18 protein-coding genes are annotated in these 19128 nt (G+C 63.1%); 14 read left to right on the top strand and 4 right to left on the bottom strand.

What is annotated here, in order from left to right; translation table 11 throughout:
* Window positions 1-57 precede the first annotated feature (57 nt).
* The 3 genes from AC2YJX_RS13420 (at window position 58) to AC2YJX_RS13410 (ending at window position 4616) form a co-directional block, all read left to right on the top strand.
* Window positions 58-1911 carry a M48 family metallopeptidase gene (locus AC2YJX_RS13420; RefSeq protein WP_121420859.1) on the top strand — a complete coding sequence of 618 codons (1854 nt, stop codon included), beginning with the start codon at window positions 58-60 and terminating at the stop codon, window positions 1909-1911.
* Between the two features lie 81 nt (window positions 1912-1992).
* Entirely contained in the window at window positions 1993-3267 is a 1275-nt protein-coding gene (locus AC2YJX_RS13415) for an RsmB/NOP family class I SAM-dependent RNA methyltransferase (protein WP_176886732.1), read from the top strand.
* A 134-nt stretch (window positions 3268-3401) separates the two neighbouring features.
* Window positions 3402-4616, top strand: a complete 1215-nt coding sequence (locus AC2YJX_RS13410) for a DesA family fatty acid desaturase (protein ID WP_176886731.1) — start codon at window positions 3402-3404, stop codon at window positions 4614-4616.
* Window positions 4617-4678: 62 nt separating this feature from the next.
* Here AC2YJX_RS13410 and AC2YJX_RS13405 read toward each other — a convergent pair whose 3' ends face one another.
* Window positions 4679-5092, bottom strand: coding sequence for a hypothetical protein (locus tag AC2YJX_RS13405; RefSeq protein ID WP_176886730.1), 414 nt, complete (start codon window positions 5090-5092; stop codon window positions 4679-4681).
* Between the two features lie 235 nt (window positions 5093-5327).
* Here AC2YJX_RS13405 and AC2YJX_RS13400 point away from each other — a divergent pair, with 235 nt between their 5' ends.
* Complete coding sequence (locus AC2YJX_RS13400) at window positions 5328-6833, top strand: aminotransferase-like domain-containing protein (protein ID WP_121505665.1); 1506 nt, start codon at window positions 5328-5330, stop codon at window positions 6831-6833.
* Between the two features lie 84 nt (window positions 6834-6917).
* Here AC2YJX_RS13400 and rpmG read toward each other — a convergent pair whose 3' ends face one another.
* The 3 genes from rpmG to trxB all read right to left on the bottom strand — a co-directional run bounded on the left by rpmG (window position 6918) and on the right by trxB (window position 8473).
* The gene (gene rpmG / locus AC2YJX_RS13395; RefSeq protein WP_008904999.1) at window positions 6918-7088 is read right to left on the bottom strand and encodes a 50S ribosomal protein L33; all 171 of its coding nucleotides are present in this window, start codon (window positions 7086-7088) and stop codon (window positions 6918-6920) included.
* An 11-nt stretch (window positions 7089-7099) separates the two neighbouring features.
* On the bottom strand, window positions 7100-7333 hold the full coding sequence (gene rpmB / locus AC2YJX_RS13390; RefSeq protein ID WP_007859763.1) for a 50S ribosomal protein L28: 234 nt from the start codon (window positions 7331-7333) through the stop codon (window positions 7100-7102).
* 186 nt (window positions 7334-7519) lie between these two features.
* The gene (trxB, locus tag AC2YJX_RS13385) at window positions 7520-8473 is read right to left on the bottom strand and encodes a thioredoxin-disulfide reductase (protein ID WP_055403077.1); all 954 of its coding nucleotides are present in this window, start codon (window positions 8471-8473) and stop codon (window positions 7520-7522) included.
* Between the two features lie 191 nt (window positions 8474-8664).
* On the opposite strand from trxB, the gene AC2YJX_RS13380 reads away from it, so the two are divergent.
* From AC2YJX_RS13380 to AC2YJX_RS13335, 10 genes are all read left to right on the top strand, one after another.
* The gene (locus tag AC2YJX_RS13380) at window positions 8665-9342 is read left to right on the top strand and encodes a Crp/Fnr family transcriptional regulator (RefSeq protein ID WP_121505666.1); all 678 of its coding nucleotides are present in this window, start codon (window positions 8665-8667) and stop codon (window positions 9340-9342) included.
* 59 nt (window positions 9343-9401) lie between these two features.
* Window positions 9402-11738 carry a DNA translocase FtsK gene (locus tag AC2YJX_RS13375; protein WP_487256291.1) on the top strand — a complete coding sequence of 779 codons (2337 nt, stop codon included), beginning with the start codon at window positions 9402-9404 and terminating at the stop codon, window positions 11736-11738.
* A 46-nt stretch (window positions 11739-11784) separates the two neighbouring features.
* Window positions 11785-12417, top strand: coding sequence for an outer membrane lipoprotein periplasmic chaperone LolA (lolA, locus tag AC2YJX_RS13370; RefSeq protein ID WP_218300475.1), 633 nt, complete (start codon window positions 11785-11787; stop codon window positions 12415-12417).
* 94 nt (window positions 12418-12511) lie between these two features.
* Window positions 12512-13864 (top strand): replication-associated recombination protein A, encoded by a 1353-nt coding sequence (locus AC2YJX_RS13365; protein ID WP_121505669.1) that lies wholly within the window; start codon window positions 12512-12514, stop codon window positions 13862-13864.
* 313 nt (window positions 13865-14177) lie between these two features.
* Window positions 14178-15107 carry a branched-chain amino acid ABC transporter permease gene (locus AC2YJX_RS13360; RefSeq protein WP_055403068.1) on the top strand — a complete coding sequence of 310 codons (930 nt, stop codon included), beginning with the start codon at window positions 14178-14180 and terminating at the stop codon, window positions 15105-15107.
* A gap of 13 nt (window positions 15108-15120) precedes the next feature.
* Window positions 15121-16197, top strand: a complete 1077-nt coding sequence (locus tag AC2YJX_RS13355; RefSeq protein ID WP_121505670.1) for an ABC transporter permease subunit — start codon at window positions 15121-15123, stop codon at window positions 16195-16197.
* Window positions 16198-16217: 20 nt separating this feature from the next.
* Complete coding sequence (locus AC2YJX_RS13350) at window positions 16218-17012, top strand: ABC transporter ATP-binding protein (protein WP_055403064.1); 795 nt, start codon at window positions 16218-16220, stop codon at window positions 17010-17012.
* Between the two features lie 2 nt (window positions 17013-17014).
* Complete coding sequence (locus tag AC2YJX_RS13345; RefSeq protein WP_055403062.1) at window positions 17015-17743, top strand: ABC transporter ATP-binding protein; 729 nt, start codon at window positions 17015-17017, stop codon at window positions 17741-17743.
* Between the two features lie 220 nt (window positions 17744-17963).
* The gene (locus AC2YJX_RS13340) at window positions 17964-18326 is read left to right on the top strand and encodes a DMT family protein (protein WP_055403097.1); all 363 of its coding nucleotides are present in this window, start codon (window positions 17964-17966) and stop codon (window positions 18324-18326) included.
* 148 nt (window positions 18327-18474) lie between these two features.
* Entirely contained in the window at window positions 18475-19122 is a 648-nt protein-coding gene (locus AC2YJX_RS13335; RefSeq protein ID WP_055403060.1) for a DUF47 domain-containing protein, read from the top strand.
* Window positions 19123-19128: the final 6 nt, after the last annotated feature.

Below are 19128 nucleotides of genomic sequence, written 5' to 3'. Positions count from 1 at the left end.
CGGGGTCGTGAGTGGTTAGGATGGCGGTTGAAAACAACCCAAGAGTGAGGGAAGCCCGTGGATCAGGCAGATTTTGTGCATCTGGTGCGCATGAGCGAGCATGCCAGTGCTGACAACAGCCGCGCATACCGCCGCAGTGTGGCCGTGTTTGCGGCGCTGGGCTATGCCTGGGTGCTGGGGTGCCTGGGACTTGCCGCAGGCATTTTGCTGTGGGTGGTGCCGCAGATGTTGCAGGGGAAGTTTCGCTTTGCCATGGTGTGGCTGCTGCTGGGGGCTGCGGGCCTGCTGTGGGTCAGCCTGCGGGCGCTGTGGGTGCGTTTTGACGCGCCTGAGGGCGTGGAGATCACGGCGCTGGAGGCACCGGAGCTTTTTGAGGCGCTGGAGCGCATCCGCCGCAAGATCAAGGGCCCGCCCATCCACAAGGTCACGCTGAACGACGAGTTCAATGCGAGCATCCAGCAGCTGCCCAAGTACGGCCTGCTGGGTGGCGCCGTTAACCACCTGAGCATCGGGCTGCCTTTGCTGATGGCGTTGGACCGGCCGCGTTTTCTCGCCGTGCTGGCACACGAGTACGGCCACTTGCGCGGCGACCATGGCCGGTTTGCGGCCTGGATCTATCGCACACGCCTGTCGTGGATGCGCCTGAACCACAGTCTGGCCGACGACGAAGGCCCGGTGGCCGCGGCCACGCAGGCGTTCATGCGCTGGTACTTTCCGCGCTTTTCGGCCAAGACGTTTGCGCTGGCCCGCCAGGACGAATACGAGGCCGACCGCATTGCGGGCAAGCTGCTGGGCCGTGATGTGACCGCCGCCGCCCTGGCCGAGATCGAGATCCGGGGCGCAGCGTTGCAGGCAGAGTTCTGGGGCAACCACTGGTGCGGTGCCGCTGGCAATCCGCTGCCGGTGGGGCCTTATCGCAGCATGCGTCGTTTCCTGGCCGAGGCCCCAGATGCCGCTTTTGCCAACGACGCACTGCGCCAAGCGCTCAAGCGCCTGAGCAGTGTGGACGACACCCACCCCGGCTTGCGGGACCGCATCGAAGCGCTGGATGCCACGCCTACACTGCCCGACTGGTCGCGTGGCAATGCCTTGACCCTGCTGGGCGATGAGGCCAAACGGTGGGTCAAACACTTCGACAAACAATGGTGCCGCGACAACGCTACGGAGTGGAAGCAGCACCACGCGTGGCTGGAACGTGTGCGCGCACGCGCCCAGGCGCTGCAGGCTTCCATCGCTCAGAACAGTGCGGCCGAGCTGGTGGAGCTGGCCCGCCTCAAGCGCCATCTGGACCCCCGTGCCGATGTGCGCGCCTTGTATGAGCTGGCGCTGGAGCGCAGCCCCGAGTACGCGCCCGCCCTGTGTGGACTGGTGCCTTGCCTGCCCGAGGACGATCGCGAAGGCAAGCTTCTGCTGCTCCACCGGGTGTGGGAAGCGGGCAGCAACGACCGCTACTGGGCCGCGCGCACCGCGCTGGCCGAGCTGGAAACTCCCCGCATGGGCATGGAGCATGATGCGGCGGCCTTCAAACAGTGGCGCAAGCGGCTGGAGCGCGCGCAGGAATCCGAAGAGCGCGCCTGGGAAGAGCTGTCGGGCACCTCCTTCTTCAGCCAGATCACGCGTCACGACCTGAGTCCCTTCGAACTGGCCGAGCTGCAATCGGAACTGGCCCGCTGTGCGCCCCTTGCCCGCTGCTGGCTAGTGCGCAAGAACCTGCGCGAGCATCCGCAGCGCCGTGCGTACCTGATCTTTGTCGAGCTGCCGGGGATGGACGATGAAAGCCGTTACCACCTGTGCCGCGCCCTGGAGCGCAATCTGAGCCTTCCCGGCCCCGCGCTGGCGCTGTGGGCGGGTGAATCGCCCAGCCTGAAGGAGATTCAGCGCTATGCGTTTGATCCGGTCTACACGCGTTGACAAACCGAACGGATCGATGCGGGTCGTTTGAAGGAGCCTTGTGGTTGGCTGTTGATCAGACCAGAGTGGGACAATCGGGGCATGCATCCCAAAGTTCTTCTCGACGCCTGTGCCGAATTGGTCAGGCTCACCCTCACGTTTGAACACCCCGCCGATGCGGTGGTGTCACGATTCTTCCGCGACAACCGGGGCCTGGGCCCCCGCGAGCGGGCCACCCTGGCCGAAACGGTCTACACCGTGCTGCGCAAGAAGCTCCTGTTCGACCACATGGCGCCCTCGGGCTCGGGACCCAAGGAGCGCCGTCTGGCCATCCTGGGGTTTTACGGCCCGCGCGACTTCCTCAAGAGCGCACTGACTGACCAGGAAAAGAACTGGCTGGACCAGTGCGATGCGGTCACGGTCGATGACCTGATGGAGCGCCACCGTCACAACCTGCCCGAATGGCTGGTGAAGCCCCTCAAGGACCAGCTGGGCGACGGCTTCTGGCCGCTGGTGGAAAGCCTGGCGCAGAGCGCCCCGCTGGATTTGCGCGTCAATGCCCTCAAAGACAAGCGTGCCGACGTACAAAAGGAGCTCGCCAAGGCCGGTATCAAGGCCAGCTCCACGCCGTATTCGCCCTGGGGCCTGCGCATTGACGACAAGCCTGCGCTGACCAAGCTGGATGCGTTCACGCGCGGTGCCATCGAGGTGCAGGATGAAGGCTCGCAGTTGCTGGCCCTGCTGCTTGACGCCAAGCGCGGCGAGATGGTGGTGGATTTTTGCGCAGGTGCAGGTGGAAAGACCCTGGCCATCGGCGCGGGCATGCGCAGCACCGGGCGCCTGTATGCGTTTGATGTCTCGGCGCACCGTCTGGATGCTCTGAAACCGCGCCTGGCCCGCAGCGGCCTGTCGAACGTGCACCCCGCCGCCATTGCCCACGAGCGCGATGACCGCGTCAAGCGGCTGGCGGGCAAGATTGACCGCGTGCTGGTCGATGCTCCGTGCTCAGGCCTGGGGACTCTGCGGCGGAACCCGGACCTCAAATGGCGCCAGTCGCCCAAAGCCATCGAAGAGCTGGTGGCCAAACAGACCGCCATTCTGGACAGCGCAGCGCGCCTGCTCAAGCCCGGCGGCCGTCTGGTGTATGCCACCTGCAGCATCCTGCCGCAGGAAAACGAGGCCATCGCAGAGGCATTCAGCGCATCGCACCCGGACTTTGAACTGCTCGACGCGGGCGAACTGCTGGAGCAGCTCAAGGTGGAGGGGGCCAAGGCTCTGTGCAGCGGTGGTGAGTCGGGCAGTGGTTATTTGCGCCTGTGGCCCCATGTGCACCAAACGGATGGGTTCTTTGCCGCAATCTGGTCCAAAAAGGCCTGACTTGGCCCTCTAAAGGCGCTAAATCAGCGTAAATACCATGGATACCCCCGAACCTATTTCGTGGGGACCACTCTAAAATCAGATACCCGGTCCGTTGGCGAACGGGTTCTCTGTAGAAGTAAGGCTTTCTGAATATGCTGTTACCCGATTGGGCTGTACTGAGCGCTGCCATTGACTGGCTGGGCCATGGGTTGTGGAACCTGGCCTGGTGGCAGATCATTCTGTACACCCTGGCGACGACCCACATCACCATTGCGGCGGTCACGATTTTCCTGCACCGCGCGCAGGCGCACCGCGCGCTGGACTTGCACGCCATCCCTTCGCACTTTTTCCGCTTCTGGCTGTGGATCGGTACGGGCATGGTCACCAAGGAATGGGTCGCTATCCACCGCAAACACCACGCCAAGTGCGAAACCGTGGACGACCCCCACAGCCCCCAAACCCGGGGGCTGGACACCGTGATGTGGCGTGGCGCCGAGCTGTACCGCGCCGAGTCCAAGAACCAGGAGACGATGAAGAAGTTCGGCCACGGCACGCCCGATGACTGGATGGAGCGCAACGTCTACACCCGTTACGGCTGGCAGGGTGTGGGCCTCATGCTGATCCTGAACCTTGCACTGTTCGGCGCTCTGGGCGCCGCAGTGTGGGCGGTGCAGATGCTCTGGATTCCGTTCTGGGCGGCGGGTGTGGTAAACGGTGTGGGCCACTACTGGGGCTACCGCAACTTTGAGGCGCAGGATGCCAGCACCAACCTCTCGCCCTGGGGCATCATCATTGGCGGCGAAGAGCTGCATAACAACCACCACACCTATCCCACGTCGGCCAAGTTCTCGGTCAAGCCGTATGAGTTCGACATCGGCTGGGTCTACATCACCATGATGAAGAAGATTGGCTGGGCCACGGTCAAGAAGGTGCCGCCCAAGCTCCAGTTGGGTGACGTCAAGCCTGTAGCCGATGAAAAGACGCTGGAGGCCCTGATTGCCAACCGCTATGAGGTGATGGCTGGCTATGCACGTGGCGTGCGCCAGGCCTGCAAGGACGAAATCGCAGCGCTCAAGGCACGCAATGCCGATGCCTCGGTGCTCCAGGCCGCCAAGCGCTGGCTGCACCGCGATGCCGAGAAGGTGCCGGCCATCGCATTGCCGCAACTGGCCCAGGCCCGTGCCGCGCACCCCGCGCTCGACAAGATGGTCACCATGCGCGAAGAGCTGCGCCAGCTGTGGCTCAACACCTCGCAATCGCGCGAGCAGCTCACCGCGGACCTGCAAGCCTGGTGCCGCCGCGCGGAAGAAAGCGGTATAGCCGCCCTGCGTGAGTTCTCGCTACGGCTGCGTGCGGCGCAGGCCTGAAGCGGGCCGCGCATTGTCCAAGGCCTTGCCATCTGGCAAGGCCTTTTTCTTTGGTGCAGCGGTTACCGCATTGCGGGCACCTTGCCAAAAGCGCGGTTCTTTGTGGTTTTGTCCCGGCCTGCAAAGGCTGAGCGCAGCAGGTGCCGTACTTGGTGCCAAAGTCCCGGCCTGGGAGTGCCTTCGATCACCTGGATCTCAGAGCGGCAGTGCAGGGCGTTGCCCACCTGCACCCAGGCGGCCTTGGTGTTCCAGCCCTCGGGCAGATGTTCGCCCGCCCCAAGCCGCATTTGCGGCAGAGTGTGCAACGCGTGCCCGAAGTCTCGTGGAGCAAAGCGAAGTGACACCTCTCCCTGAGTGGTGTGCAGTGCGCTGCCGGGCGGCAGGCACAGCCACAGGCTCTGGCCGGGTGTGAGGCCCAAGGTGACTGCGGCCGATGGGGTGGTGGGCGGGATGGTGGTTGGATTGCGCTGTGGCATGGTGCGGGGCTCCTGAAGGAAGGGCTGCTGTGAGGCTGTAGCGTAAAAAAAGCAGCGTTGCCCCGGCAGGTACACGGCGGTGCAGGAACGGGTAGAACAGCGCAGATTAATGGCGTGCTGTTATGGTCCGATCTGTGCGTTCCTGTATCTGTACCCGCAGAGAGGGCTCGGGCACGATGCGCCTCTAGGCTTCTGAGCCTGCGCCACGGCTCGGCAGCAGTACCCCTTACCCGCCATGTCACATTCCTCCGATTCGCGGGATGCCCCGCTCTACCGCCAACTGGCAGCCTTGTACGAACAGGCCATAGCCGCTGGCAGCCTGACGCCCGGCATGCGCATGCCGTCGGTGCGGGAGCTGTGCCAGCGGCACCAAGTGAGCCTGACCACTGCGCTGCAGGTGTTGCGGCATCTCGAATCCCTGGGCTGCGTGGAGGCGCGCGAGCGTGTGGGCTACTTTGTGCGGGAGCCGGGCGATGTGGCGTTGCCCCGGGCGCGCGAGCCCGAGTTGCACGAGCCGCTGGCCCACGACCCGCGGGTGTTTGCGGGCATCAACGAGCGCATTTCCGGTTTTCTCGAAAAAGCCCGCCGCGCGGGCCCTCTGCCGCTGGACTTAGGCAGCGCCATGCCCGCGCCGAGCCTGTTTGATGCGGCAGCGCTCAACCGCCTGGCCCATGGCCTGTTGCGCGAGCAACCCGACGTCCTGGTGTACGGCCCGTCCGCGCCCACCACCCACCCCGAATTCCAGCAGGCCATGGCCCGGCATGCGCTCACCTTCGGCGTGTGTGTCGCGCCAGCCGACATTGGCGCAACACTTGGCAACTCTGAAGCGGTGAACCTGGCGCTGGACGCCGTCGCGGAGCCGGGCGACGTGATCGCCGTCGAATCGCCCACCTTCTTTGGCATCCTGCAGGCCATCGAGGTGCGGGGGCTGCGCGCGCTGGAGATCCCCTGCAGCCCGCACACCGGCATGTCGCTCGAAGCCCTGGAACTGGCCGCGCGCAACGAACCACGGCTCAAGGGTGTCGTGGTGGTGCCCCACCTGCAGATGCCGCAGGGAAGCGTGATGCCCGATGCGCACAAGGAGCGACTGGTAGCGCTGTGCGTGGAGCATGGCTTAGCCCTCATTGAGGACGACATCTACCGGGAGTTCGTGGAGTCGCCGCACGTGCTGCGGCCCGCCAAGGCCTGGGACCGGCAGGGCGATGCCGGGCAGGTGATCTATTGCGCATCGCTCAGCAAGAGCTTTGCACCCGGCTTGCGCCAGGGCTGGATGAGCGCGGGGCGCTGGCAGGCCCGTGTGCAGATGATCAAGTTCGCTCGCACGCGCAACATGCAGACCTGGTCGCAGCTGCTGGCGGCGCGCAGTGTGGACTCTCCGGCCTACGAGCGCCACATGCGCCGCATGCGGGCGCAGCTGCGCATCCAGCGAGAACAGGCGGCGAGGGCCGTAGCGCGCTACTTTCCCATGGGCACACGCCTGAGCCTGCCGCCGGGTGGCCTGAGCCTGTGGCTGGAGCTGCCGGTCGGCATCTCTTCCACGCGCCTGTACGACGAGGCGCTGCAAAACGGTATCCGTGTGGCCCCGGGCCCCATGTTCTCCAACACCGGGCGGTATGAGCACTTCTTGCGGCTGAGCTGTGGGATGCCGTTCACGGCCGAAGTGGAGGCGGGCTACCGCACGCTGGGCGCCTTGCTGGCTGCGCAGATGGCCGAGTTGCCCGTGCCGCGCAAGGTTGCTTGAGCAAAGAGTCTGGGTGAAAGGTCTGCGCAGCAGGCATAAAAAAACCGCCCTGGACGGGCGGTTTTTTTGAGGGAACGGGCCGAATTACTTCAGCTTCATTTCCTTGTACTCCACATGCTTGCGAGCTTTTGGATCAAATTTCATGATCAGCATTTTCTCGGGCATGGTCTTCTTGTTCTTGGTCGTGGTGTAGAAGTGGCCGGTACCCGCAGTGGATTCCAGCTTGATCTTGTCGCGTCCGCCTTTGCTTGCCATGGTGCTTCTCCTTAAGCCTGACCACGTGCGCGCAGGTCTGCGAGCACCGAGTCGATACCGTTCTTGTCGATCAAACGCAGGGCAGCGCTCGAAACGCGCAGGCGAACCCAGCGATTTTCGGTCTCGACCCAGAAACGGCGGTATTGCAGGTTCGGCAGGAACCGGCGCTTGGTTTTGTTGTTGGCGTGGGAAACGTTGTTCCCGACCATGGGCTTCTTGCCCGTTACGTCGCAGACGCGTGCCATGAGGACACTCCGATACTTTTTAACGGCCGTTCGCTGGGCCCTGGGCTTGTGTGCCCAGGTTGGCTTGCGGCCTCACCTCGCCAGAAAGGGTGGCGGTAACCCGATTGATTTGCCTGTTTCGGAGGACCGCAAAAACGGGCCGAATTCAGCAAAGCCGCAGATTATAGCCTGCTGCCCAGTTTTTCATCAAGACTCTTGTTCCAGGAAGCGCTGGGCGTCCAGTGCCGCCATGCAGCCCGTGCCCGCGCTGGTGATGGCCTGGCGGTACACATGGTCCTGCACATCGCCTGCGGCAAACACGCCGGGCACGCTGGTCTGGGTGGCAAAACCCTTGAGGCCGCCCTGGGTGATGATGTAGCCGTTCTCCATCTCCAGCTGGCCCTGGAAGATCTCGGTGTTGGGCGCGTGGCCGATGGCGATGAAGCAGCCCTGCAGCTTGATGTCTTCCGTGCTTCCGTCCTTGGTGCTCTTGATGCGGATGCCCGTCACGCCCGTGTTGTCGCCCAGCACTTCGTCGAGCGTGTGAAATAGCTTGAGCTCGATCTTGCCGGCCGCGACCTTTTCGTTGAGCTTGTCCACCAGGATGGGCTCGGCCTTGAACTTGTCGCGTCGGTGCACCAGGGTGACCTTGCGGGCGATGTTCGACAGGTACAGCGCTTCTTCTACCGCCGTATTGCCGCCACCGACCACGCAGACGTCCTGCTCGCGGTAGAAGAAGCCGTCGCAGGTGGCGCAGCCCGACACACCCTTGCCCATGAAGGCCTCTTCCGAAGGCAGGCCCAGGTACTTGGCCGATGCGCCAGTGGCCAGGATCAGCGCATCGCAGGTGTAGGTGCCGCTGTCGCCGGTGAGGGTGAAGGGGCGCTGGCTGAAATCGACCTTGTTGATGTGGTCAAAGATGATCTGGGTCTTGAAGCGCTCGGCGTGCTCCAGAAAGCGCTGCATCAGCTCCGGCCCCTGCACGCCATGCACGTCGGCCGGCCAGTTGTCCACCTCGGTCGTGGTCATCAGCTGGCCACCCTGGGCCATGCCGGTGATGAGCACCGGGTTCAGGTTGGCGCGGGCGGCATAAACCGCTGCGGTGTAGCCCGCAGGGCCAGAGCCAAGGATCAGAACTTTCGCGTGTTGGGTGGTGGACATGGTAAAAGCCTGTGTTTTGCGCCTGCTACATGCGGCGCTGTTGGGGAAGCTGGGGGTTGAACTGGCAAGTATCAACCGTGCACCGCTCACGCGAGCGGTCCCTTTTTCAATCACGGCGATTGTAAGAACCCATTGATACCCCTTGCACAACCCGTGCGGCTCCGGTTGGGTCGCTCTAGAGAGGAGTTTTCATGTCGACGATGTTGTCCAACCTGGACCTGCTGCGCCGGGTGCCCTTGTTTTCGCTGCTTACGGTGGCCCAGGCCGAGGTGATCAGTGGTGCGGTGATCAAGCGCCGCTTCAAGCGTGGCGAGGCGCTGGTGGAGCAAGGGCAAAAATCCAACGCCCTGTTCATCCTGCTCACGGGGCGCGCCCGCGTGATGACATCGGACAGCCGGGGGCGTGAGGTGATTTTGGCCACCCTCGCGCAGGGCGACTACCTCGGCGAGATGAGCATCATCGACAACGAACCCCACTCGGCCACGGTGCGTGCCGAGGTGCAGACCGATGTGCTCATGCTCGGGCGCGCAGAGTTCGCGCGTTGCCTCACAGAGAACGCCTCCATGTCGCTGGTGGTGATGCGGGGGCTGGTCAAGCGTCTGCGCCATGCCGACCGCAAGATTGAGTCACTGGCGTTGCTGGATGTGTATGGGCGTGTGGCCCATGCCCTGCTGGACTTTGCGGTGCCCGACGCTCAGGGCCAGTTGGTGATCAAAGACAAAATCTCCCGGCAGGACCTGGCCAAGATGGTGGGCGCCTCCCGCGAGATGGTCAGCCGCGTGATGAAAGATTTGGAAGAGCGTGGCTTTATCGAGGCATTGCCCAGTGGCGCCACTGTGCTCAAGGACCGATTGAACGCGTTGAGTTAGCAACGCTTCAGCCCGGGTGTCATGCCCGGGGGCTTGCGGTAAGCTCGCCCGGCACGCTTATGACCTATTCCCTCAATACCCTGAATGCATCGGCTGCGGCGAAGTCGCCGCCGCGTACGGGCGCTGCCCGTTTTGGCCACGAAATTGGCCTGATGGTGGGGCTGCTGGCCCTGGTTTTCTGGTTGCTGGCCCTGCTGAGCTATTCCGCGCAGGATGCCGCTTGGTCCACCTCGGGCGCCCGGGGTGGGCGTTTGGTCGCCAACTGGGCAGGCCGGTTTGGTGCGTGGCTGGCCGATGGCAGCTACTTTGCACTGGGTTTTTCGGTGTGGTGGTGTGTGGCGGCCGGTGTGCGGGCCTGGTTGTCGTCGCTGGCGCGGTGGATGCGTGGCGGCGAATCGGCCCCGGGCGCGGTAAGCCCGATGCGCAGGCGGGCCATGTTCTGGGTGGGGCTGGTGGTGCTGATGTGTGCCAGCACTGCGCTGGAGTGGTCGCGCCTGTACCGGTTTGAAGCGTTCCTGCCGGGGCATGCTGGTGGCGTGCTGGGCTACATCACGGGGCCTGCCAGTGTGAAGTGGCTGGGTTTTACAGGCTCGGGCCTGCTGGCGATTGTGCTGGCCGTGCTGGGGGCGGCGCTGGTGTTCCGTTTCTCCTGGGGCCATGTCGCGGAATTTGTGGGAGGGCGCATCGACGCATTGGTGCAGTCGCGTCTGGCCAAGCGCGAAGTGGCCAAGGACGTGGCTGTGGGCCGCAAGGCCGCGCGTGAGCGTGAAGTGGTGGTGCTGGAGGAACGCACCGAGAGCGAGGTGCACCACCCCCAACCGATCCAGATCATCGAACCCGTGCTGGTAGACGTGCCGCAGAGCACCCGCGTGGTGAAGGAGCGCCAGAAGCCGCTGTTCACCGAGATGCCCGACAGCAAGCTGCCACTGGTGGACCTGCTCGATGGCCCGCTGCAGCGCCAGGAAACCGTGGCGCCCGAGACGCTGGAGATGACCAGCCGCCTTATCGAGAAAAAACTCAAGGACTTTGGCGTGGAAGTACGCGTGGTCGCGGCCATGCCCGGACCGGTTATCACGCGCTACGAAATCGAGCCCGCCACCGGCGTGAAGGGCTCGCAGATCGTGGGCCTGGCCAAGGACCTGGCGCGTTCGCTGAGCCTGGTGTCGATCCGCGTGGTGGAGACCATCCCCGGCAAGAACTTCATGGCGCTGGAGCTACCCAACGCCAAGCGCCAGTCCATCCGTCTGTCCGAAATCCTGGGCTCGCAGGTCTACCACGAGGCCAAGAGCATGCTCACCATGGGCCTGGGCAAGGACATCGTGGGCAACCCAGTGGTGGCAGACCTTGCCAAGATGCCGCACGTGCTGGTGGCTGGTACCACGGGCTCGGGCAAGTCGGTGGGGATCAACGCGATGATCCTGTCGCTCTTGTACAAGGCCGAGGCGCGCGATGTGCGCCTCCTGATGATCGACCCCAAGATGCTGGAAATGTCGGTCTACGAAGGTATTCCGCACCTGCTGGCGCCCGTGGTCACCGACATGAAGCAGGCGGCGCATGGCCTGAATTGGTGCGTGGCCGAGATGGAGCGGCGCTACAAGCTCATGTCCAAACTGGGCGTGCGCAACCTGGCGGGCTACAACGTCAAGATCGATGAAGCCAAGGCGCGCGAGGAGTTCATCTACAACCCCTTCAGCCTGACGCCCGAAGAGCCCGAACCGCTGCAGCGCCTGCCGCACATCGTGGTCATCATCGACGAGCTTGCCGACCTGATGATGGTGGTGGGCAAGAAGATCGAAGAGCTGATCGCCCGCCTGGCGCAGAAGGCGCGCGCGGCGGGCATCCACCTGATCCTGGCCACGCAGCGCCCCAGTGTGGATGTGATCACCGGCCTGATCAAGGCCAACATTCCCACCCGCATCGCGTTCTCGGTGGGCTCCAAGATCGACAGCCGCACCATCCTCGACCAGATGGGCGCTGAGGCCCTGCTGGGCATGGGCGACATGCTCTACATGGCCAGCGGCACGGGCCTGCCGATCCGGGTGCATGGTGCCTTCGTGTCGGACGAAGAAGTACACCGTGTCGTCAGTTACCTCAAGGAACAAGGGGAGCCGGACTACATAGAAGGCGTGCTCGAAGGTGGAACTGTGGATGGCGAGGGTGATCTGTCAGGGGAGGGCGGTGGTGGCGAAGGGGGCGAGAAGGACCCCATGTACGACCAGGCCGTCGAAGTGGTGCTCAAGGACCGCAAGGCCAGCATCTCGTACGTGCAGCGCAAGCTGCGCATTGGCTACAACCGCTCGGCGCGGCTGCTGGAAGACATGGAAAAGGCGGGCCTTGTGAGTGGCCTGACCACTAGCGGCCAGCGCGAAGTGCTGGTTCCCGCGCGCAGCGAATGACAAGGGCAGGGCGATGCGCCCAGCCCGTGCCCCACAGGAGTTCCTTTTGAAAAAGACCGTTACTGCAATTTTGATAGCTGCCAGCGCAACGCTGGCAAGCGCTGATGGCTTGAAAAGCCTTGAATCGTTCATGAAGGGCACACAAACGGGCAAGGCGGATTTCACGCAGACCGTGACTTCGCCCCCCAAGGACGGCCAGACCGCGCGCACCAAGACATCAAGCGGCAGTTTTGAATTCCAGCGCCCCGGGCGTTTCAAGTTCGTCTACAAGAAACCCTTCGAGCAGACCATCGTGGCCGATGGCCAGACCCTGTGGCTGTACGACGTGGACCTGAACCAGGTCACCCAGCGCTCGCAGTCACAGGCGCTGGGCAGCACGCCCGCCGCGCTGCTCGCATCGGCCCCCGACCTGTCGGCGCTCAAGGCCGAGTTCACGCTCGAAGCAGCGCCTGAGCAGGATGGCCTGCAGTGGGTGCTGGCCAGCCCCAAGACCAAGGATGGTCAGCTCAAGAGCGTGCGCGTGGGTTTTGCGGGTGAGCAACTGGCGGCCCTCGACATTCTGGACAGCTTTGGCCAGCGCTCCCTGATTCGTTTCAATGGCATGCAGGCCAACGCAGCGCTGCCCGCCAGCACCTTCCAGTTCAAGCCGCCCGCTGGAGCGGATGTGGTGAAACAGTAAGTTGCTGCGAAAAAGATAGCTGCCAGCGCTTATCAGATAAGCGCTAGAGGCCAATTTGGCTTAAAAACCAGCGTGATGTAGACAGGATACGAACATGGCAGCACGCAGTGCCTCCGCAGCACCTTCCCAGGCCCACCCCTCGGCCCACCAGCCCCTGGCCGAGCGCCTGCGGCCCCGCACGCTGGGCGAGGTGATCGGGCAGCAGCATGTGCTGGGTCCGGGCATGCCGCTGCGGCTCGCGTTCGAATCGGGCCGCCCGCACAGCTGCATCCTCTGGGGCCCGCCGGGTGTGGGCAAGACGACCATCGCACGCCTGATGGCCGATGCCTTTGACGCGCAGTTCATCAGCATCAGTGCCGTGCTGGGCGGGGTCAAGGACATCCGCGAAGCGGTCGAACGTGCCGAGGCCGCGCGTGATGGTCTGATGCAGCAGCGCACGATCGTCTTCGTGGATGAAGTGCACCGCTTCAACAAGAGCCAGCAAGATGCCTTCTTGCCGCATGTGGAGAGCGGGTTGTTTACCTTCATTGGTGCGACTACCGAAAACCCGTCGTTCGAGGTGAACTCGGCGCTGCTATCCCGCGCCGCCGTGTACGTGCTGCAGCCGCTGTCCGAACAGGATTTGAAGCAAATAGTGGCTCTGGCGCAGGCGGAGAAAGCGCTACCAGCTATCGAAGATGTAGCAATTGACCGCCTGGTGGCCTACGCCGATGGCGATGCCCGCAGATTGCTCAACACACTCGAAACCCTGGCCATGGCGGCCACGCAGGAAAAGCTGTCCGAGATTACCGACGCCTGGCTGCTCAAGGTGCTGGGCGAGCGCATGCGCCGCTATGACAAGGGCGGCGAGCAGTTCTACGACACCATCAGCGCGCTGCACAAGTCGGTGCGCGGCTCCGACCCCGATGCCGCGCTGTATTGGCTGGTGCGCATGCTCGACGGCGGTGCCGACCCGCGCTACATGGCGCGCCGCCTGGTGCGCATGGCCAGCGAGGACATCGGCCTGGCCGACCCGCGTGCGCTGCGCCTGGCGCTGGACGCGACCGAGGTGTACGAGCGCCTGGGCAGCCCCGAGGGTGAGCTGGCCCTGGCCGAATGTGTGGTGTACTTGGCCGTGGCGCCCAAGTCCAACGCGGTCTACAAGGCCTACAACGCAGCCCGCGCCTGGGTGAAGCAGGACGGCACCCGCCCCGTGCCCATGCACCTGCGCAACGCACCAACACAGCTCATGAAACAGCTTGACTACGGCAAGGGCTACCGCTACGCGCACGACGAAGAGGGCGGCTTCGCCGCAGGCGAAAACTACCTGCCCGAGGGCATGCCGGAGCCCGGTTTTTACGCGCCGGTGGAGCGCGGGCTCGAAATCAAGATTGCACAGAAATTGCGTGAGCTGCGTGCGCGCAATGTTTCAGCCGATCTGGAGGATGGGCCGGACGAAAAGTCCTGAACCTCTGCCCATGGGAGGCGCACCCCGCGTCATGCTGATTTGGCATGAAGCTGGTAATAAGTTTGCACATCAATTTTCCTGCTTGCATCATGTGAGCTTATGGATTGCGTTGCACGCTGATGTGGCGCCAACCCGAGGGAAAACCCCGCCCGGCTTGGTGGGGGCCGCTTGTGACTACTCGCTACAATCCCGTCCACAAACCCGCACAGCTGCACTTCTGGCGGGTTTTTTGCTAGATGGCAGTCGGGCCCACAAGGCTGTACCGATTCCGGTGCCAAAGCGGTGGGTACGTTACAAACGAAGGACTTCTCTTATGGACATTTTGCTGCAACAGATCATCAACGGTCTGGTACTCGGCAGCATGTACGCCTTGATAGCCTTGGGCTACACGATGGTGTACGGCATTATTCAGCTGATCAATTTCGCCCACGGCGAAGTGCTCATGATCGGGGCTCTGACCAGTTGGAGCTGTATAGGAATGATGCAGGCTGCAATGCCTGGCGCCCCGGGCTGGCTCATCCTGCTGCTGGCCACCCTCATTGCCTGCGTGGTTGCCGCAACGCTCAATTTTGTGATCGAGAAGGTGGCCTACCGCCCTCTGCGCAACAGTCCTCGTCTCGCCCCCCTGATCACCGCCATCGGCATGTCGATCCTGCTGCAGACGCTGGCCATGATCATCTGGAAGCCCAACTACAAGCCCTATCCCACGATGTTGCCCAGCGCGCCGTTCGAGGTGGGTGGCGCTTACATCACCCCCACACAGATCCTGATCCTGGGCGTGACCGCTGTTGCCCTGGCCTCGCTGGTGTACCTGGTGAACCACACCAACCTGGGCCGCGCGATGCGCGCCACGGCTGAGAACCCCCGCGTTGCGTCCCTGATGGGCGTCAAGCCCGACATGGTGATTTCCGCCACCTTCATCATCGGCGCCATTCTGGCCGCTGTGGCCGGCATCATGTATGCCTCCAACTACGGCACGGCGCAGCACACCATGGGCTTCCTGCCCGGCCTCAAGGCCTTCACGGCGGCGGTGTTCGGCGGCATTGGCAACCTGGCCGGTGCAGTGGTGGGTGGCATTTTGCTGGGTCTCATCGAAGCCATCGGCTCGGGCTACATCGGCACGCTCACGGGCGGTCTGCTGGGCAGCCACTACACCGACATCTTTGCGTTCATCGTGCTCATCATCATCCTGACGCTGCGTCCTTCGGGCCTGCTGGGTGAGCGTGTGGCCGATCGCGCCTGAGGAGCCTCACACCATGAAGAACACCAAAACCAACTGGATCATCGGCGCCGTCGCGCTGCTGGTGCTGCCGCTGATCCTGCAATCCTTCGGCAACGCCTGGGTGCGCATTGCCGACCTGGCCCTGTTGTATGTGCTGCTGGCCCTGGGACTGAACATCGTGGTGGGCTACGCCGGCCTGCTGGACCTGGGCTACGTGGCGTTCTACGCCGTGGGCGCCTACCTGTTTGCCTTGATGGCCTCGCCGCACCTTGCGGACAACTTTGCGGCGTTTGCCGCCATGTTCCCCAACGGCTTGCACACCTCGCTGTGGCTTGTGATACCGGTGGCGGCATTACTGGCGGCGTTCTTCGGAGCGCTTTTGGGGGCGCCCACGCTCAAGTTGCGCGGGGACTACCTGGCCATCGTGACCTTGGGCTTCGGCGAAATCATCCGTATCTTCCTGAACAACCTGGACCACCCCGTCAACCTGACCAACGGCCCCAAGGGCCTGGGCCAGATCGACTCGGTCAAGATTTTTGGCCTGGACCTGGGCAAGCGCCTGGAGGTGTTCGGCTTTGATATCAGCTCCGTCACGCTGTACTACTACCTGTTCTTGGTTCTGGTGGTGATCTCCATCGTTATTTGCTATCGCCTGCAGGACTCACGCATCGGCCGCGCCTGGATGGCCATCCGTGAAGACGAAATCGCCGCCAAGGCGATGGGCATCAACACCCGCAACATGAAGCTGCTGGCCTTTGGCATGGGCGCTTCGTTTGGCGGCGTGTCGGGTGCGATGTTCGGTGCGTTCCAGGGCTTTGTGTCGCCCGAGTCGTTCAGCCTGATGGAGTCGGTCATGATCGTCGCCATGGTGGTGCTGGGCGGTATCGGCCACATTCCCGGCGTGATCCTGGGTGCCGTGCTGCTGTCGGCCTTGCCCGAAGTGCTGCGCTACGTGGCAGGCCCGCTGCAGGCCATGACGGACGGCCGTCTGGACTCCGCCATCCTGCGCCAGCTGCTGATCGCACTGGCCATGATCATCATCATGCTGATGCGTCCCCGTGGTCTGTGGCCAGCGCCCGACCATGGCAAGAGCCTCACGCAGAAGACCTGAACACCGCAGAAAGTTAGAACATGGCAGAGAACATTCAGAAATCAGCCAGCGACGTGGTTCTGCGGGTTGCAGGTATTTCCAAGCGTTTTGGTGGCCTGCAAGCCCTCTCCGACGTGGGCATCACCATCGAGCGTGGCCAGGTCTATGGCCTGATCGGTCCCAACGGCGCGGGCAAGACCACGTTCTTCAACGTGATCACCGGCCTGTACACCCCCGACAGCGGCACCTTTGAGCTCGCCGGCAAGCCCTACGAGCCCACGGCCGTGCATGAAGTGGCCAAGGCGGGCATTGCCCGCACCTTCCAGAACATCCGCCTGTTTGCAGAAATGACGGCGCTGGAAAATGTAATGGTGGGTCGCCACATCCGCACCAAGTCCGGCCTGCTGGGCGCGGTGCTGCGCACCAAGGGTTTCAAGGAAGAAGAGCTGGCCATTGCCAAGCGCGCGCAGGAACTGCTCGACTACGTGGGCATTGGCAAGTTCGCCGACTACAAGGCACGCACGCTGTCGTACGGCGACCAACGCCGCCTGGAGATCGCCCGCGCCCTGGCCACCGATCCGCAACTGATTGCGCTGGACGAGCCCGCAGCCGGCATGAACGCCACCGAAAAGGTGCTGCTGCGCGAGCTGATCGACCGCATCCGCAACGACAACCGTACCATCTTGCTCATCGAGCACGACGTGAAGCTGGTGATGGGCCTGTGCGACCGCGTGACGGTGCTCGACTACGGCAAGCAGATCGCCGAAGGTACGCCTGCCACCGTGCAGAAGAACGAAAAAGTGATTGAGGCCTATCTGGGCACCGGAGGACATTGAGAATGGCCGAAAAATCCAACAAGGTACTGCTGCAGGTCAAGGGCCTGAAAGTGGCCTACGGCGGTATCCAGGCCGTGAAGGGCGTGGACTTTGAAGTGCGCGAGGGAGAATTGGTTTCGCTGATTGGCTCCAACGGCGCTGGCAAGACCACCACCATGAAGGCCATCACCGGCACCCTGGGCATGAACGATGGCGACATCCATTACCTGGGTGAAAGCATCAAGGGCAAGGGCGCCTGGGATCTGGTGAAGAAGGGCCTTGTGATGGTGCCGGAAGGCCGGGGCGTGTTCGCCCGCATGACCATTACCGAGAACCTGCAGATGGGCGCCTACACGCGCCGCGACAAGGCAGGCATCCTGGCCGACATCGAAAAGATGTTCACCATCTTCCCGCGCCTGCGCGAACGCAAGGACCAGCTCGCTGGCACCATGTCGGGCGGCGAGCAGCAGATGCTGGCCATGGGTCGTGCGCTGATGAGCCAGCCCAAGGTGCTGCTGCTGGACGAGCCCTCCATGGGGCTGTCGCCCATCATGGTGGACAAGATCTTTGAAGTGGTGCGCGATGTGTACGCCCTGGGCGTCACCATTCTGCTGGTGGAGCAGAACGCGAGCCGGGCGCTGGCAATTGCCGACCGTGGCTACGTGATGGAGTCCGGCCTGATCACCATGGCCGGCCCCGGCCAGGAACTCCTGAACGATCCCAAGGTGCGCGCCGCCTACCTGGGCGAATAAGGCAACACCCCCGCCCGGCCCGCCCTGCGTGGGGCAGGTGCATGGTGCGTCGCACAAGGCACTGCCACACGGCGGTGCCTTTTTTTTGGCGCAGGCGTTGGTGTTTGTATGGATTGATTGCTATGTTTTTTATAGCTTATGGCGGATGTGTATCCAGCGCCAGATGCCAATTTTGTTCATAATTTGCACCCACCCCGCCACCACCTGTCGCCGCATGTCGATGTCCGCTCTGCAATCCTTGCCCGTATCACTACAGACCGTGTTGCTGCTGATTGCCAGCAACGTTTTCATGACCTTTGCCTGGTACGGGCACCTCAAGAACCTGGCCACGTCACCCTGGTACACCGCAGCGCTGGTGAGTTGGGGCATTGCATTGTTCGAGTACCTGCTGCAGGTGCCTGCCAACCGGATCGGGTTTACCCAGTTCAACGTGGGGCAGCTCAAGATCATGCAGGAGGTGATCACGCTGGCGGTGTTTGTGCCGTTCGCGGTGTTCTACATGGGCCAGCCCCTGAAGTGGGACTACCTCTGGGCAGGCCTGTGCCTGGTGGGGGCTGTGTATTTCATTTTCCGCAGTGCCTGATGAATGGTGCGTGTTGCCCGGTATCCGCGCCGGGCGCCCGTGGCTGCGGGTGAGGGCGGCCGGTTAAACTCGCTTGTCATTCAAAAGTCATGGTTTTGTCATGACTTTGTCTCATTTTCAAAAAATCGATACCGATCCAGGAGCCTCCATGCTGTTTGCCAAGCTGTTGCCACGCGAAGGCAATTTTTTCGAAATGTTCAACCAGCATGCAGACCGCATCGTCGAGGCGGCCCGGGCTTTCTCGCAACTGGTGGCCAACTACAGCGACCCGCACCTGCGCGACAAATACAATCAGGATGTGGACAACGCCGAGCGTGCTGCCGACCGCGTGACGCACGAGGTGAACAAGGCCATCCACAAGACCTTCATCACCCCTATCGACCGCGAGCAGATCCACACGCTGATCAACACCATGGACGATGTGGCCGACCTGATTCAGGACTCTGCCGAGACCATGGCGCTGTACGACGTGCGCCACATGACGGAAGAGATCACCCGCCTGACCGACCTGAGCCTCAAGTGCTGCGAACGCCTGCGTGATGCCGTCAAGTTGCTCGACAAGATCGCCGATCCGGCCGTGGCTGAAGCCGCGCTCAAGACCTGCGAAGAGATCGACAAGCTCGAATCCGACGCCGACCGCGTGATGCGCAGCGCCATGAGCAAGCTCTTCCGTGAAGAGCCCGATGTGCGCGAGGTGATCAAGCTCAAGGCCATCTACGAGCTGCTGGAGACCATCACCGATAAGTGCGAGGACGTGGCCAATTGCATCGAGGGCATCGTCCTCGAAAACTCCTGATCCGGC

It is taken from the genome of Acidovorax sp. SRI_002, from assembly GCF_057586455.1.
This window is presented reverse-complemented; position numbering and strand designations above follow the sequence as displayed.

Excerpts from the sequence above, each read along its gene's own strand:
- AC2YJX_RS13380 (WP_121505666.1), top strand. The coding sequence starts at position 8,665 with ATGTCGACGATGTTGTCCAACCTGGACCTGCTGCGCCGGGTGCCCTTG.
- AC2YJX_RS13345 (WP_055403062.1), top strand. The coding sequence starts at position 17,015 with ATGGCCGAAAAATCCAACAAGGTACTGCTGCAGGTCAAGGGCCTGAAA.
- AC2YJX_RS13375 (WP_487256291.1), top strand. The coding sequence starts at position 9,402 with ATGACCTATTCCCTCAATACCCTGAATGCATCGGCTGCGGCGAAGTCG.
- AC2YJX_RS13360 (WP_055403068.1), top strand. The coding sequence starts at position 14,178 with ATGGACATTTTGCTGCAACAGATCATCAACGGTCTGGTACTCGGCAGC.
- AC2YJX_RS13410 (WP_176886731.1), top strand. The coding sequence starts at position 3,402 with ATGCTGTTACCCGATTGGGCTGTACTGAGCGCTGCCATTGACTGGCTG.
- AC2YJX_RS13400 (WP_121505665.1), top strand. The coding sequence starts at position 5,328 with ATGTCACATTCCTCCGATTCGCGGGATGCCCCGCTCTACCGCCAACTG.
- AC2YJX_RS13335 (WP_055403060.1), top strand. The coding sequence starts at position 18,475 with ATGCTGTTTGCCAAGCTGTTGCCACGCGAAGGCAATTTTTTCGAAATG.
- AC2YJX_RS13340 (WP_055403097.1), top strand. The coding sequence starts at position 17,964 with ATGTCCGCTCTGCAATCCTTGCCCGTATCACTACAGACCGTGTTGCTG.
- rpmG (WP_008904999.1), bottom strand. The coding sequence starts at position 7,088 with ATGGCAAGCAAAGGCGGACGCGACAAGATCAAGCTGGAATCCACTGCG.
- rpmB (WP_007859763.1), bottom strand. The coding sequence starts at position 7,333 with ATGGCACGCGTCTGCGACGTAACGGGCAAGAAGCCCATGGTCGGGAAC.
- AC2YJX_RS13415 (WP_176886732.1), top strand. The coding sequence starts at position 1,993 with ATGCATCCCAAAGTTCTTCTCGACGCCTGTGCCGAATTGGTCAGGCTC.
- AC2YJX_RS13365 (WP_121505669.1), top strand. The coding sequence starts at position 12,512 with ATGGCAGCACGCAGTGCCTCCGCAGCACCTTCCCAGGCCCACCCCTCG.
- trxB (WP_055403077.1), bottom strand. The coding sequence starts at position 8,473 with ATGTCCACCACCCAACACGCGAAAGTTCTGATCCTTGGCTCTGGCCCT.
- AC2YJX_RS13350 (WP_055403064.1), top strand. The coding sequence starts at position 16,218 with ATGGCAGAGAACATTCAGAAATCAGCCAGCGACGTGGTTCTGCGGGTT.
- AC2YJX_RS13355 (WP_121505670.1), top strand. The coding sequence starts at position 15,121 with ATGAAGAACACCAAAACCAACTGGATCATCGGCGCCGTCGCGCTGCTG.
- AC2YJX_RS13405 (WP_176886730.1), bottom strand. The coding sequence starts at position 5,092 with ATGCCACAGCGCAATCCAACCACCATCCCGCCCACCACCCCATCGGCC.